Here is a 13,412-nt window from a genome sequence, read left to right as displayed (position 1 = left end):
TTGTGCTGGTTTAGCTCATTTGTGGTGGATTGACTGGGGCGGCGTGGTTCGATGCGGCATGATGGAAGGGTGCGTTATCCGTTGCTACTGATTCTGTCCGGGCTGGTGTGGGTCGTTCTTACGGCCCCGGTTTTGTTGAGCCTGGGGGCGGAGTCAGGCTCAACTCAGATGGAATCGAGCGCGGGTTTGTTCACGACCGCGTTGGTTTTGCTCGCGATGTGTGTTTTGTGGCCGCGCCGCCAGCATGCCGTGGGTGGTTCCACGGTCCGGATCGTGATGTTCGTGACGATGGCGGCTTCGCTGGGAATGATGCTGTTGCTTCCGGAGGAGCACGGGTTGGCGTGGTGGCCGATGGGCGCGGCAGTCGGTGTGTTGCTGAGTTTCGTGTTGCAACTGTTCTCTGTTGAGGAATCTCGCGAGAAGGTAGCGGTGCTCGCCGAATGCATTGGCGCCTCACTGGTCGTGGCGTTGGGTTCCGGCTGGTTTGTGTGGGTCCGGGAGATCCGCTTGGATGGTGCCTCGGTTTCGACAGCTTTGTGGGTTTCGGTTGCGCTCGCCGTGGTGGGTGTGGGGCTGGGTGTCTGGCTGATCACCTTGAGCCGGCCTAAGGCGTTGGGTCAGATCCCGATGTGGACATTCGCTATCGCTGGGGCGTGCGGCGTGGTCGTGATGGGTATGCCCACTGCGCTTGTGACCCGGTATTTGATCTATTAGAGCGGTCATAGTTGCGGACGGTTTCTGGCCTGGCGGGGGAACGGGGCTAGACTAGAGGCATGAACGATTACTTGGGTTATGAGATTTTCTTCTACGGCCTGATCGGTGCTGCCGGCTTGGGCATGTTGAGTTTCGCGATCGGCACCGTGCGTTACCTGTTCCGGGGTCAGAAGTAATTTATGGCGTTTGAGCTTCCCGTCGATCTCACGCCGGAGCTTGTCCCGTTTTCGTGGCTTTTGGGCCGCTGGGAAGGCTACGGGATGCTGGGAGAGGGTGCCGCTGATGATCAGCGGTTCTTCCAGCGCGTCACTTTTGAGCAGATTGGTTTGCCGGTTGTTGAATACCGTGCAGAGACGTGGCTAGCTGATGACGAGGGCCAGGTTATTCGCCCGATCGCCGTGGAGACCGGTTTCTGGCAGCTGGAACGTGAGCTGACTGAGTCGGATGGCGGGCCTGGCTTGATTCCGGGTGACGTGGTTCCGGCGTTGCGTAACGCGGAAGACGTCGAGAAGCTACGCACTGAACGGGACGGCCGGGAGGGCTTTGCCCTCAACGTGACGATCGCGCACCCCGGTGGGATCACCGAACAGTATTCGGGGCACATCGCTGGCCCGCAGGTGTTCCTCGAAACCGCAGGTGTGCAACGTTCGCAGTACGCGCATCCGTATGATCGGGCGACCCGCATTTACGGGTTGGTCAACGAGATGCTGTTCTGGCGTTGGGACGTCGCAGGCGATGCCGGTGAGGAGCTCGCGGCGCATGGTTCCGCCCAACTGAAGCGCGTTGCCCCGGGTGGCCGCCGACACGCCGCCGACAACAACGGCTCTAGCAACGGCGACGCTGCTGAGGGGACTGAGGAATCAGCTGGCGGCGAAGGCACTGACTAGGCCGAGTAGGCGTTGTTGCCGAGCTGGTGTAGAAGCTGAGTTTGTTGACATGCTGAGTTTGTGTAGATGCTAGACCCGCAGCCTATTGATCTTTCCGCGGTTGAGCCGACCCCGGATTCCGTGTTTTTGAGCCTTGAAGGCGCAGTGCGCGCCTCGGGTGTGGACGCCGGCATTGCTCTGCACTATGGCTCGCCTTTGCGTGAGGGCCGCGACGTGGATGAAGCCCGCGCGGTCGTTGATTTGTCCTCGTGGGATGTGGCCCGGGTGAGCGGCCCGGATCGTCTCACGTGGCTGAACTCGCTGGCTTCCCAAAAACTCGACACGCTGACACCGAGTGTGCCGACCCCGGACGAGTCCAACCAGGGCGTTGAGTCGGTTCAGAACGTGGCGGTGCGGGCCTTGTTCTTGAATCTTCAGGGCCGCATCGACTTTGATGTGCGTGTTCTCGATGACGGCGAAGCCACGTGGCTTCTCACCGAACCGGGCTATGTGGGTAGCTTGGTCGAGTGGCTGGGCAAGATGCGTTTCATGAGCCAGGTCGAGGTTGCTGATGTGACCGCCGAATGGGCCGTGGTGGGGGCGCGTTGTGTGTTGCGCGAACGGCTCGCCGATGCCGATGGACAGCAAGCCGGGGTGGTAGGACAGCTTGAGGACGCGTGGGGCCCGGTGTTGCGGGATCCGTGGCCGGATGTGTGCGTTGGTGGCTGGCCGTATGGTCCGGTCGGCGGTGAGCATCCTGGTTCTGATGGTGAATGGTTCTTCTCGCTGGTTCGGCGCTCCCGTATGCCGGAGGTATTGAGCGCGGTGCAGGACGCTGGGCTGCGTATCGGCGGTCTGATGGCGTATGAACAAGTCCGCATCGCGGCCTGGAATCCGAGTATCCGGACAGAAGTGGATTTTAAGACGATTCCTCACGAACTGGACCTTCTACGCGTGGCAACCCACCTGAACAAGGGTTGCTATAAGGGGCAAGAGACGGTGGCTCGCGTTCACAACTTGGGGCATCCGCCGCGCCGCATCGTGTTCTTGGACCTGGACGGTTCCGAACATACGCTGCCGGCGGCCGGCGCTGAAGTGAAGGCGGGTGAGCGCACGGTTGGTACGCTCACAAGCGCTGTTTTGCATCACGATGCCGGCCCGATTGCGCTGGCGGTGATCCGTCGGAACGTCGGTGTCGATACGGAGCTGACTGTGGTGGACGGCGAGCAGACCTATCAGGCGCTACAGACCGTGATTGTGCCCCCGAACGCTGGCAATGTGGTGGGCCGTCCGAAGGACGTGGGCCGGTTGGGTCCCGGCATGGGTAAGGATCTGCGCGGATAAGGCCTCCCCAGACGCCCGGCGCGCGCGTTAGTCTTATTCCTAACTGCCGCCGCACCGTCTTATGCGCTCGGCCCGTGTTTTTCGGCTTGCGCCCTTACGGTTCGTATCCTTTCGGCTCGTGCCCTTTCTGTTCTGGGAGGACTTCATGAAGGCCCTGTATAAGTCTGGCCCGCACGCCGGTTTCGAGTTCACTGACCGCCCCGTTCCTGCCCCGGGCGCGCACGATGTTCTGATTCGTGTTACGATGGCCGGGATTTGCGGTACAGACCTGCACATCGAGGCCTATGATCAGGCGGCCCAAGACATGATCGCCCCACCCATGATCCCGGGGCATGAGTTCTATGGCGAGGTCGTCCAGACCGGCGATTACGTGACCGATGTGAAGGTCGGGGACCGGGTTTCCGGTGAGGGGCACGTGGTGTGCGGTATGTGCCGCAATTGCCGTGCGGGGCGCCGCCACATGTGCATCAACACGCAGTCGGTTGGGGTGCAACGTGATGGCGCGTTCGCTGAGTATGTGGTGATTCCCGAATCGAATGTGTGGATTCACACGGATGATTTCGTGACCCCGGAGCTGGGCGCGATCTATGACCCGTTGGGCAACGCGACCCACACCGCGCTTCTGAATAACCTCGTAGGTGAGGACGTTCTGATCACGGGTGCTGGCCCGATCGGTTTGATGTCCGCCGCTATCGCCCGTCATGCTGGCGCGCGCAAGATTGTGGTCACTGACTTGAGCGAGGAACGCCTCAAACGTGTCGAGGGCATGGGAGCTGATGCAGGGGTTCTTGCAGGACGCGAGAAGATCGCCGATGTGCAGCGCAGCCTGGGGCTGGTTGAAGGCTTCGATGTCGGCTTGGAGATCTCAGGAGCCCAGCCGGCGCTTTCGGAAATGATCGAGAACATGAACCACGGCGGCCGCATTGCACTTTTGGGTTTGCCTAACGGCGCGTGGAGCGTGGATGGTGGCCGTATTGTGACGCGCATGCTCACGTTGCAGGGCGTGTATGGCCGCGAGATGTATGAGACCTGGTACGCAATGACCGCGATGCTGCAGAGCGATGAGCTGTTCAGGCAACGGATCGCTTCCGTGATCTCCGATGTGGTTCCGGCCTCCGAATGGCGTGAGGCTTTCGATATTGCCCGCTCGGGGCAACGCGGCAAGGTCTTGCTGGATTGGCGAAACGTTTAAGACACTCTACTTAGACACACTGCTTGGAAACGATGAGGTTGAGGGGAAGGGTTGAGGAATTATGACGAATGCACGTGAGGCGATGCTTGCTGATCTGCAGGCTGAACTGGATGAAATCGAGGCCTCGGGCCTGACCAAACGGGAGCGGACCATCACGACCCCGCAGTCAGCCCACATCACCGCAAGCGCGAACGGCCAAGCCCGTGAGGTGCTGAACTTTTGCGCCAACAACTACCTGGGTCTGGCCGATGATCCGCGGATCATCGACTCCGCACGTGAAGCCTTGACCGAACGCGGTTTCGGTCTGGCATCGGTGCGGTTCATCTGCGGAACCCAGGATCAACACCTTGAGCTCGAGGGCAAGCTCGCTGACTGGTTGGGAACCGATGACGCGATCCTGTTCTCTTCCTGCTTTGACGCCAACGGTGCCGTGTTCGCGCCGCTGTTCGGCGAACAGGACGCAATCATCTCGGACGCCCTGAACCACGCCTCGCTCATCGACGGGATCAGGCTCTCTAAAGCAGCCCGCTTCCGCTACGCCAACCGCGACATGGAAGATCTTAGAGCCCAACTCGAAGCGGCCAAGGCCCTCAACGATGGCGCGGGCGCTCGCCGCACCGTGATCGTGACCGATGGTGTGTTCTCGATGGACGGCTATCTTGCGCCGCTCGGTGAAATCTGCGACCTGGCCGACGAGTACGGCGCTTTGGTCATGGTCGATGATTCGCATGCGGTCGGTTTCATGGGGGAGACCGGCGCCGGAACTCCTGAACATGCGGGGGTTTCTGACCGCGTTGACATCTACACCGGAACGTTCGGCAAGGCCCTGGGTGGCGCATCGGGCGGTTATGTTGCGGCTCGTCAGCAGATTGTCGATATTTTGCGTCAGCAAGGCCGCCCGTATTTGTTCTCCAACTCGCTGGCCCCAGTGATCGTTGCCGCAACGATCACTGCCCTGGACTTGGTTTCGGGGGCAGCTGACTTGCGGGAGAAACTCTTCGAGAATGCCGCGCACTTCCGCCGCCGGATGGACGAGGAGGGCTTCGAGCTGCTTGAGGGCGAGCATGCGATCATCGCAGTCATGTTCCACGATGCCGCGCTCGCGGCCAAGATCGCCGACGAGATGCTCAGCCACGGCGTGTATGTCACGGCGTTCAGTTTCCCGGTGGTTCCGCGCGGTGAGGCCCGCATTCGCGTTCAGCTTTCAGCGGCGCACTCACCCGAGGACATCGAGGCGTGCGTGGACGCATTCGTGGCGGCCCGCACAGCGGTTGAGGCCGCCAGCTAGAAGGCTAGGCGCCGGCGCGAAAGCGCGGCATCTGCTCTTAAGCAGGTGCCGCGCTTTCTTATTCGCGTTGAGTTATTTCCGCACTTTATTGGCGCCCCAGTTCATGAGTTTTTCTAGCACCAACGGATCGTATTCTCGCGGCGGGATGGCGACGGTCTTGCGGCGTCGCGCAGCTCGCTCGGCGGCCTCGTCGCTGGCGCCCCACGGGATGAGGACCCACGCGATGAGGTAGGCAGGTAACGAGATGACCGGCAGGATCAACGCGATGAGCGTGATGAGCCGAACCATCCCGACGTCCCAACCGGTTTTGTGTGCGATGCCGCCACACACGCCACCCAGCATCCGGCGGGGGCCGCGGCGTATCGGCATGGCTCTAAGCCACCTGTAGATCGGATCCATGTGGAGCACTTCCTGAAAAGTCGGTTTCCTGAAAAGTCGGTTTCGTGAAAGGTTGCTGTCGTGTTCGGTGAAACTCGTGTCTGGCTGTGAAGCCGTTCCCAGAGACTAGGCAGCGCTGTTGATGAAGTCACGGACGCGGCGGAGGCCTTCGGCGAGGTCGTCGTCGCCGAGCGCGTAGGAGAGGCGCAGGAAGCCCGATGGCCCGAACGCTTCGCCTGGTACGAGCGCTACACCGGTTTCTTGAAGGATGAGTTCGGCGAGCTGGCTCGAGGTGGTGGGGGTTTGCCCGGCGTAGGTTTTGCCGAGGGCTTCGCGCACATCCACGTAAGCGTAGAACGCACCCTTTGGGGTAGGGCAGTGGAAGCCGTTGATCTGGTTGAGGGCTTCGACCATGGCTTTGCGTCGGCGATCGAAGCTTTCTCGCATCGTGTGGACCTCATCGAGCGTCCCGGAGACTGCCGCGATCGCTGCCCGCTGGGACACGTTGGCGACGTTACCGGTTGAATGCGACTGGAACGTTGAGACCACCTTGATGAGGTCGCTTGGTCCGATGAGCCAACCCACACGCCAACCGGTCATCGCGTAGGTTTTAGCTACACCGTTGAGGATGACAACCTTCTCAAGGCCTTCCGTTACAGCGGCGATGGATGTGAACTCGGCTTCGTCGTAGACGAGGTGTTCATAGATTTCGTCGGTGATAACCCAGATGTCGTTATCGCGGGCCCATTCGCCGATCGCTTTGGTTTCTTCCGGCGTGTAGACGGCACCGGTCGGGTTGGATGGGGAGACGAACAGGACCGCTTGGGTTGAATCGGTGCGCGCGGCTTCAAGCTGTTCGACCGTGACCTTATACCCGGCTTCAGGGCCAGCGAAGACCTCGACGGGCACCCCGCCTGCGAGCTTGACCGCCTCGGGATAGGTAGTCCAGTAGGGGGCGGGGATGATGACCTCATCACCGGGGTTCAGTAGGGCCTGGAACGTGTTGAACACCGCTTGTTTGCCGCCGTTGGTGACCACGATGTTGGCCGGATCAACCTCGAGCCCTGAATCACGCAGGGTCTTCGCGGCGATTGCTTCTCGCAGTTCGATGAGGCCGTTGGTTGCGGTGTAGCGGTGGTTCTTCGGGTCGCGGGCGGCAACAACTGCGGCCTCAACGATGTAGTCGGGAGTTGGGAAGTCCGGCTCGCCGGCACCGAATCCGATGACGTCCTCGCCTTGTGCTTTCATGTCCTTGGCGCGGTTGGTTACCGCGAGGGTTGCCGATGGTGCGATGGCGGAAAGTCTGGCTGAGAGACGAGCTGGCATGAACAGTCCTTCAATGATGCGGTTCGGGTTTGCGTTGGGGCGTTTCCGAGCCACCAGATAGAGATAATGTGGGGCGCTTCCATCCTAGCGAGGCGAGTGGGAAAATGAGGCATGCATTCAGAAATGACGCCTCAGTTTTACAGCCGCGAGAATCCTAGAACGCCGGGCGCGGCGCGGCGCCTTATTCCCGCGTGTGTGCTCGCATTGTCCCTATCGTTCGTAGCGGCATGCTCTAGCGGCCCTTCCCAGAACGAGGCTGAGCAGTCGGCTACCGAGTCGGCATCGCCCGCGGAAACAGGTTCGGCGGAGCCTTCAGCCAATGAGTCAACGCAGCCTTCAGCCAGCGAGTCAGAGGAGTCTACGACCATGCCCCCTTCATCTTCTACTTCGGGTGGTCCTCAGGACGGCCCGTCTTCGAGCAGGCTTCCTTCGATGCGCGGCCCAAAGAACGATCCTTCGCTGCGGCATCCTGGTCCGCCAGCGGTTGGTCGGGGGACTATTGACGGGTTGATCCTGCAAGTTAAGAAGGGTTCTGACCGCGACGAGGTGGATAAGAAGGTGGCTCGGGCCCTTGAGAAGTTCGATGTTGCGGCTAAGCCGGGGCTCACGATGTTCGATGGCTCGTTCGTCTACAGCTTGGAGCCTGGTTTCAAAGAGACCCGGTTGGATGAGGTGAGCGAGGCTTTGGAAAAGCTGCCGGAGGTCACCTCGGTTGAACCGGATTCGCAAGCACGCATGCAGTAGGCGGTGCCTGTAAGAGGAACGAACCGATAAAGATGCGGCCGGCCTGGAATGCTCCAGACCGGCCGCATCTTGCTCTCTTGTTTTATGGTGCTCTACCGCCTGCACGGTAGAGGGTCTCTTATTTGACGGTCACCTCTACGTCATCAAGGTTGAACGCGGTAGCGAAGAAGAGCCCTTCGCGGCCGATGAAGCGTAGCTTGATCTGCTGACCAGCGAACCGGGAGAGGTCGATGTGGTGCTGGCGGTAGCCTCCACCCTTCTCGGCATTGGAGTGAGCTTTCAGGGTGGTCCAGCGTTTGCCGTCCCACACCGAGACGGTGAGGGTGTCGCTCACCGCGGGCATCAGTTCGTTCGAACGCACCTTGAGCCAATAGCTCAAAACCGCATTGGATTTAGCGGGCACGGTCACGCTCTGTTCCAGCGTGTATCTCGAGGGGCGGCCGTTGCCGTTGAACATAGCCGAGTGGTCACCGGAGCGAGCATGAGTGCTGTTGCGGGCCAGGATGTTGCGAGCGTTGCTGGACCACGGCCCGAGGCCTTCCTCGAAGCCGCCGTTACGGATCAGCTGACGCCCAGGCTCAGGCTCAGGCTCAGGTGACTGCTCCGTTGTTGGTTTTGGACTTGGTGCCGTGGTTGGCGAGCTACTTGGCTCGGTGGTTGGCTCGGTGGTTGGCTCAGGGGTCGGCTGAGGGTTTGGTTCCGTGCTTGGTTCTGGGCTCGGCTGAGACGTTGGCTCCGTTGACGGTTTAGGGGTTGGCTTTGGAGCTGGCGCATTGTTTCCGGCCGCAGCCTTGACCGCACGCCCAGCATCGACGATCCCTGCGCCGCACGGACGCGGGCACTTGCCATTCGGTGCCTTCACGGTCTCTTTGAGGATCTTCTCGATACGAGCTGGGGAGATCTCTGGGTTCACGGACTTCATGAGTGCGGCAACACCTGCAACGTGCGGGGTAGCCATCGAGGTGCCCTGGTATTCCGAGTAGCTTGGGCCAACGGGACGGGTCTTGCCGGAGTTCACGGTGGAGAGGATTCCGCTACCGCGAGTATGGGTTTCACCGCCGGGTGCAGATACGTCCAGGGTGTCACCGAAGTTCGAGTAGTGGGCTGGCTTGCCTTGTTTATTGGTTGCACCAACGGTCACTACGTTTTGGCAGTTAGCTGGCTGGAAGTTCGCGGCGTTCGTGGTGTCGTTACCCGCAGCCACAACAACCACGGCTCCGCGGCTGTTAGCGAGGTCGATGGCACGCTGGTAGCTCGGCATGCAGGTTCCGCCACCACCTAGTGACATATTGATCACATCAGCTGGGTTCTGGTTTTTAGGGGCACCTTGCACGTCTACTCCGACTGACCAGGCGATAGCGTCAGCGAAGTCAGACAAGCGTCCGCCGCACTTACCGAGCACACGCACAGGCACGACCTTAGACTTTGGCGCTACGCCCACAACACCTTTCGAGTCTGCAACTGCCGCGATGGTGCCGGCTACGTGGGTTCCGTGCCAGGAGGAATCACGTCCGCGGGGCTCGCCGCATTCTCCAGCTACTTGCCAGTCACCGCTGTCGGTCGGGTCGCTATCGCGCCCGTCGCCATCGGTGGCTGTTTCTGGATCGGCGATGAAGTCATAGCCCGGCAGAATGTTGGCATCCAAGTCAGGGTGGCGGGTGATGCCGGAGTCCAATACGGCGACAACCGCACCCTCACCTTGCGTGTACTTCCACGCTTCCTGCGAATCCACTCCGTAGGTGCCGTGAAGACCCCACAGGCTGGACCAGTCCTGATCGCGAGGCTCAAGGCTCACCGGGTACAACCGGATATCCGGCTCAACGGATTCAACTGCAGGGTCAGCGGCGAGCTTGTCCATGAAGTTATCGGCCTTCTTACCTTTGAGGCGCTGATCCCCAAGATCGATCACGTGTGATCCGGTCGCGGTCTTGCGCACTTCCTCGGCGTTTACTCCGTAGGACTTACCGGCTTTCTCCCAGGCCTTGGAGCGCTTCGCCGCCTGATTGGTGGCACGAGCCGAGGACTTGTAGGTCACGATGAAGCGGTCATAGCCATCGGCGTTGAGCTTCTCGATCGCCTCCTGTTTGCGTTCAAGGTTCTTCTGAGCCTTTTGCGAATCCTCATGAGACTGCTTGTCGGTTTTAGCAACAATGACGCTTTGCGATTGCACGGATGCTTCAGGCTGCGATGCGACAGGGGCCGCGTGCGCCATCGTCGGGGGGATAGCCAGAGTCAGTGTCGCAACGCATGCGCCAAGAGTTCCAAGCAATCGAGTGCGCGACGTGCGACGGGCGTGGACCCGGCGAGGGCGCGGTGTGGATAAAGTCACTATGATCGTCTTTCGTGTTCGGGGAGGGAGCACTGTGGATCGCTCACGGTGCATCAACGGTAGACGTGAATAAATCTATTGGGAAGACCTAACTCGCACTTCTTATACGATCCTCAGTAACTGCATGAGGGGTGCATCGAGAGTGCACGGTGTACTCATAGGTAACTGTCTGTGGTGTGTACTGAGCGCATGAGTTCGACTTATCGCGCGTGTTCGGTATAGACTAGACATTCGGTGTTCACCGTTTGCAGATCAGCGCGCTTAGGTGGGTGGCTAAAATCGGTGGACACGGCTCATAGGGCAGTGGCGCAATTGGTAGCGCAACGGTCTCCAAAACCGTAGGTTGCAGGTTCGAGTCCTGTCTGCCCTGCGTTTGGGCAAACGCCCGACGATGACGGCGTGGACCCCGCACCCCAGGATCGGGGCCGCGGGGCCATGTTGTTTCAGCAAGAGATCTGAGTAAGGGATCTGAGCGAAGGATCTGACACGTGCAGATCGGAAGGTGAACCAGTGACGGAAACCACGGCACAACGCAAGAAGCGCGGCTTCTTCGGTGCGATCTCTCTGTTCTTTGCCCAGGTAATCCAGGAACTGCGCAAGGTTGTTTCACCAACCCGCAAGGAACTGGTGAACTACTGGTTTGTTGTACTCATGTTCGTTGTCATCGTCATGATCATGGTGGGTCTGCTGGATTTCGTGTTCGGTAAGGTCGCCGTCTGGTCGTTTACCCGATAACTACGCTCGAATGAGCCGCGCGCAACCGGGCGCGGTCAGCCGCAGAGCGCACCAAGCAGAAAGTAGGAGCGAGTGTCCGAGCAGGAACTGGAAGCTAACGAGTCAGAACCACGCACCGAGGTTGACTCGACCGTCGACGCCTCCGTCGACGCTGCCCAGGATGCGGACAGCGATGCTGCAGCCGAAACCGATGAGCTCACCGAACTGCGTCGCAAGTTCCGTTCGAAACTACGTCGGCAACCGGGCCACTGGTACGTCATCCACTCGTACGCAGGCTACGAGAACCGCGTGAAACTCAACCTGGAAACCCGTATTCAGACCCTGAATATGGAGGACTACATCTACGAGATCCAGGTTCCGATGGAAGAAGCCGTTGTCGTGAAGAACACGGTTTCTAAAAAAGTTCGTCGCGTCCGCATCCCGGGCTATGTGTTGGTCCGCATGGACTTGACGGATGAATCCTGGGGTGCTGTACGCCACACCCCAGGCGTGACCGGCTTTGTCGGAAACGCATATGACCCAACCCCGTTGAGCCTTGACGAGGTGTACTCGATGCTCGAGCACACCATCGAGGTTGAAGCGGAAGCCGAAGAGACCGGTAAAGAAGCAAAGGTTCCTGTCACAGAGGTCAAGGCAGACTTCGAGGTTGGCGAGGCCGTCATCGTCAACGACGGCCCCTTCGAATCGATGCCAGCAACCATCTCCGAGGTCAAGCTCGAAACCCGCCAGCTCGTGGTCCTGGTTTCCATTTTCGAGCGCGAAACCCCGGTCACGCTGCAGTTCAACCAGGTCACCAAAGTCAACTAGTCCAAGCTTAAGTAGCTCACGTTCGACTCGTTCCACAACACAAAAGTTTTCGTCGCCCCGGCTCGCTTAGCCGGGACCGACGATCCGGTCGCCGCGCCACGGCGACCAACCGGCCCTCGTACGCTCCTGTGCGAGGGTGAAGTTTGAGAGAGAAGGACCATACATGGCTCCGAAGAAAAAGGTCACTGGCCTGATCAAACTCCAGATTCAGGCAGGTCAGGCAAACCCGGCCCCACCAATCGGCCCGGCACTTGCCCAGCACCGTGTCAACATCATGGAGTTCTGCAAGGCTTACAACGCTGAGACCGAATCCCAGCGCGGTAACGTCATCCCAGTAGAGATCACGGTTTTTGAAGATGGCTCGTTCACCTTCATCACCAAGACTCCACCAGCGTCCCAGCTGATCAAGAAGGCAGCTGGCGTTGCTAAGGGCTCCGGCGTTCCACACACTGACAAGGTGGGTAAGCTCACCAAGGATCAGGTCAAGGAAATCGCTGAATACAAGATGAAGGACCTCAACGCTAACGACGTTGACGCTGCGTCCAAGATCATCGCAGGCACCGCCCGTTCGATGGGTATCGAGGTCGAGAAGTAATCGCGCTTCTCGCTACACGCCCTCGCGTGTGGCGCGCGGTTCAAACACGCGAACCAAACACATAGTGTGAGCGTGGACTGAACCCGTTACAGATATAAGCATCATGCCCCGTGAAGGGGAGTGGGAAGGGTCGAGCGCGGCCCGGGTACCACAACTGCACAAGGAGAAAAGACGCAGATGGCAAAGCGCAGCAAAGCATATTTGGAAGCAGCCGCCAAGATTGAAGACGGCAAGCTCTACCAGCCGAAAGAGGCTCTGGCTCTGATCAAGGAGACCACGAGCGCTTCGAAGGGTAACGCAACCGTTGAGGCTGTATTCCGCCTTTCGGTGGACCCTCGTAAGGCTGACCAGATGGTTCGCGGCACCGTGAACCTCCCACACGGCACCGGTAAGACCGCCCGCGTAGTGGTCTTCGCTGCTGGTCCGAACGCTGACGCAGCTCGTGAAGCTGGCGCAGACTTCGTTGGTTCCGATGACCTCATGGAGAAGATCCAGGGCGGTTGGACCGACTTCGACGCCGCAGTAGCCACCCCAGACATGATGGGTAAGGTCGGCCGCCTCGGTAAGATCCTCGGCCCGCGTAACCTCATGCCAAACCCTAAGACTGGCACCGTCACCATGGACGTTGCTAAGGCTGTTGGTGACATCAAGGGCGGTAAGATCGACTTCCGCGTTGATAAGCACTCCAACCTCCACTTCATCGTTGGTAAGGCTTCCTTCGACCAGAACGCTCTGGAAGAGAACTTCAAGGCTGCTGTTGAGGAAATCAACCGCCTGAAGCCATCCGCTTCCAAGGGCCGCTACATCAAGAAGGCCACCCTGGCTACGACCTTCGGTCCTGGCGTTCCACTGGACCCAGCAACCGTCACTGTCCGCAGCTAGCACCACGCGGCTAGTCGCCGACGAAACATAGCGTTGTCCCCGGTCATGCGAATGGCCGGGGACAATGTGTTTAATGCTGTGCCCCTCTAGCCTGAAGCTAGGGATACGGGCCCTGGTGGCGCATCGCGGGGAGCGCTGATCGGGAAGAGTGCTGGCTGGTTGCGCTACCGGCGTCTGCCGATCGTAGTGCCTCATGTCAAGTTGATCGCGTA

General features: G+C 59.9%; 13 protein-coding genes and 1 tRNA gene. 11 read left to right on the top strand and 3 right to left on the bottom strand.

Annotation, left to right across the window (positions count from 1 at the left end; genetic code table 11):
• Window positions 1-69: 69 nt before the first annotated feature.
• From HMPREF3175_RS00895 to HMPREF3175_RS00875, 5 genes are all read left to right on the top strand, one after another.
• Window positions 70-714 (top strand): hypothetical protein, encoded by a 645-nt coding sequence (locus tag HMPREF3175_RS00895; protein WP_070490201.1) that lies wholly within the window; start codon window positions 70-72, stop codon window positions 712-714.
• 179 nt (window positions 715-893) lie between these two features.
• Entirely contained in the window at window positions 894-1,601 is a 708-nt protein-coding gene (locus tag HMPREF3175_RS00890; protein WP_070490199.1) for a nitrobindin family protein, read from the top strand.
• Between the two features lie 66 nt (window positions 1,602-1,667).
• On the top strand, window positions 1,668-2,924 hold the full coding sequence (locus tag HMPREF3175_RS00885; RefSeq protein WP_176745102.1) for a CAF17-like 4Fe-4S cluster assembly/insertion protein YgfZ: 1,257 nt from the start codon (window positions 1,668-1,670) through the stop codon (window positions 2,922-2,924).
• Window positions 2,925-3,069: 145 nt separating this feature from the next.
• A complete protein-coding gene (gene tdh / locus HMPREF3175_RS00880) occupies window positions 3,070-4,116 on the top strand; it encodes an L-threonine 3-dehydrogenase (protein ID WP_070490197.1) in 1,047 nt (348 codons plus the stop codon).
• Between the two features lie 61 nt (window positions 4,117-4,177).
• Entirely contained in the window at window positions 4,178-5,404 is a 1,227-nt protein-coding gene (locus HMPREF3175_RS00875) for a glycine C-acetyltransferase (RefSeq protein WP_370991798.1), read from the top strand.
• A 72-nt stretch (window positions 5,405-5,476) separates the two neighbouring features.
• Here the strand turns inward: HMPREF3175_RS00875 and HMPREF3175_RS00870 are convergent, their stop codons facing one another.
• Together HMPREF3175_RS00870 and HMPREF3175_RS00865 are read right to left on the bottom strand one after the other, a co-directional pair.
• Complete coding sequence (locus HMPREF3175_RS00870; RefSeq protein WP_083289329.1) at window positions 5,477-5,803, bottom strand: PspC domain-containing protein; 327 nt, start codon at window positions 5,801-5,803, stop codon at window positions 5,477-5,479.
• 105 nt (window positions 5,804-5,908) lie between these two features.
• Window positions 5,909-7,108 (bottom strand): pyridoxal phosphate-dependent aminotransferase, encoded by a 1,200-nt coding sequence (locus tag HMPREF3175_RS00865; RefSeq protein ID WP_070490313.1) that lies wholly within the window; start codon window positions 7,106-7,108, stop codon window positions 5,909-5,911.
• A gap of 366 nt (window positions 7,109-7,474) precedes the next feature.
• On the opposite strand from HMPREF3175_RS00865, the gene HMPREF3175_RS00860 reads away from it, so the two are divergent.
• Window positions 7,475-7,852, top strand: coding sequence for a hypothetical protein (locus HMPREF3175_RS00860; RefSeq protein WP_141739754.1), 378 nt, complete (start codon window positions 7,475-7,477; stop codon window positions 7,850-7,852).
• 118 nt (window positions 7,853-7,970) lie between these two features.
• Here HMPREF3175_RS00860 and HMPREF3175_RS00855 read toward each other — a convergent pair whose 3' ends face one another.
• A complete protein-coding gene (locus HMPREF3175_RS00855; RefSeq protein WP_176745101.1) occupies window positions 7,971-10,022 on the bottom strand; it encodes a S8 family peptidase in 2,052 nt (683 codons plus the stop codon).
• Window positions 10,023-10,478: 456 nt separating this feature from the next.
• On the opposite strand from HMPREF3175_RS00855, the gene HMPREF3175_RS00850 reads away from it, so the two are divergent.
• The 5 genes from HMPREF3175_RS00850 to rplA all read left to right on the top strand — a co-directional run bounded on the left by HMPREF3175_RS00850 (window position 10,479) and on the right by rplA (window position 13,200).
• A tRNA-Trp gene (locus HMPREF3175_RS00850) sits at window positions 10,479-10,551 on the top strand.
• A gap of 140 nt (window positions 10,552-10,691) precedes the next feature.
• On the top strand, window positions 10,692-10,916 hold the full coding sequence (gene secE, locus HMPREF3175_RS00845; protein WP_035758003.1) for a preprotein translocase subunit SecE: 225 nt from the start codon (window positions 10,692-10,694) through the stop codon (window positions 10,914-10,916).
• 72 nt (window positions 10,917-10,988) lie between these two features.
• Window positions 10,989-11,723, top strand: coding sequence for a transcription termination/antitermination protein NusG (gene nusG, locus HMPREF3175_RS00840; RefSeq protein ID WP_070490189.1), 735 nt, complete (start codon window positions 10,989-10,991; stop codon window positions 11,721-11,723).
• A gap of 163 nt (window positions 11,724-11,886) precedes the next feature.
• Complete coding sequence (rplK, locus tag HMPREF3175_RS00835) at window positions 11,887-12,318, top strand: 50S ribosomal protein L11 (RefSeq protein ID WP_035758007.1); 432 nt, start codon at window positions 11,887-11,889, stop codon at window positions 12,316-12,318.
• Window positions 12,319-12,495: 177 nt separating this feature from the next.
• On the top strand, window positions 12,496-13,200 hold the full coding sequence (gene rplA / locus HMPREF3175_RS00830) for a 50S ribosomal protein L1 (RefSeq protein ID WP_035758009.1): 705 nt from the start codon (window positions 12,496-12,498) through the stop codon (window positions 13,198-13,200).
• The last annotated feature ends 212 nt before the right edge of the window (window positions 13,201-13,412 follow it).

The sequence above is a fragment of the Arthrobacter sp. HMSC08H08 genome, assembly GCF_001807575.1.
GTDB classification, from domain to species: domain Bacteria; phylum Actinomycetota; class Actinomycetes; order Actinomycetales; family Micrococcaceae; genus Pseudoglutamicibacter; species Pseudoglutamicibacter albus.
The sequence above is the reverse complement of the archived record's forward strand: the minus strand, read 5'-3'. Positions and strand labels throughout refer to the sequence as shown.

Bases quoted from the DNA above. Each gene is read 5' to 3' on its own strand.
- HMPREF3175_RS00890 (WP_070490199.1), top strand. From the start codon at position 894: ATGGCGTTTGAGCTTCCCGTCGATCTCACGCCGGAGCTTGTCCCGTTT.
- HMPREF3175_RS00885 (WP_176745102.1), top strand. From the start codon at position 1,668: ATGCTAGACCCGCAGCCTATTGATCTTTCCGCGGTTGAGCCGACCCCG.
- tdh (WP_070490197.1), top strand. From the start codon at position 3,070: ATGAAGGCCCTGTATAAGTCTGGCCCGCACGCCGGTTTCGAGTTCACT.
- HMPREF3175_RS00875 (WP_370991798.1), top strand. From the start codon at position 4,178: ATGACGAATGCACGTGAGGCGATGCTTGCTGATCTGCAGGCTGAACTG.
- HMPREF3175_RS00870 (WP_083289329.1), bottom strand. From the start codon at position 5,803: ATGGATCCGATCTACAGGTGGCTTAGAGCCATGCCGATACGCCGCGGC.
- HMPREF3175_RS00865 (WP_070490313.1), bottom strand. From the start codon at position 7,108: ATGCCAGCTCGTCTCTCAGCCAGACTTTCCGCCATCGCACCATCGGCA.
- HMPREF3175_RS00860 (WP_141739754.1), top strand. From the start codon at position 7,475: ATGCCCCCTTCATCTTCTACTTCGGGTGGTCCTCAGGACGGCCCGTCT.
- rplK (WP_035758007.1), top strand. From the start codon at position 11,887: ATGGCTCCGAAGAAAAAGGTCACTGGCCTGATCAAACTCCAGATTCAG.
- rplA (WP_035758009.1), top strand. From the start codon at position 12,496: ATGGCAAAGCGCAGCAAAGCATATTTGGAAGCAGCCGCCAAGATTGAA.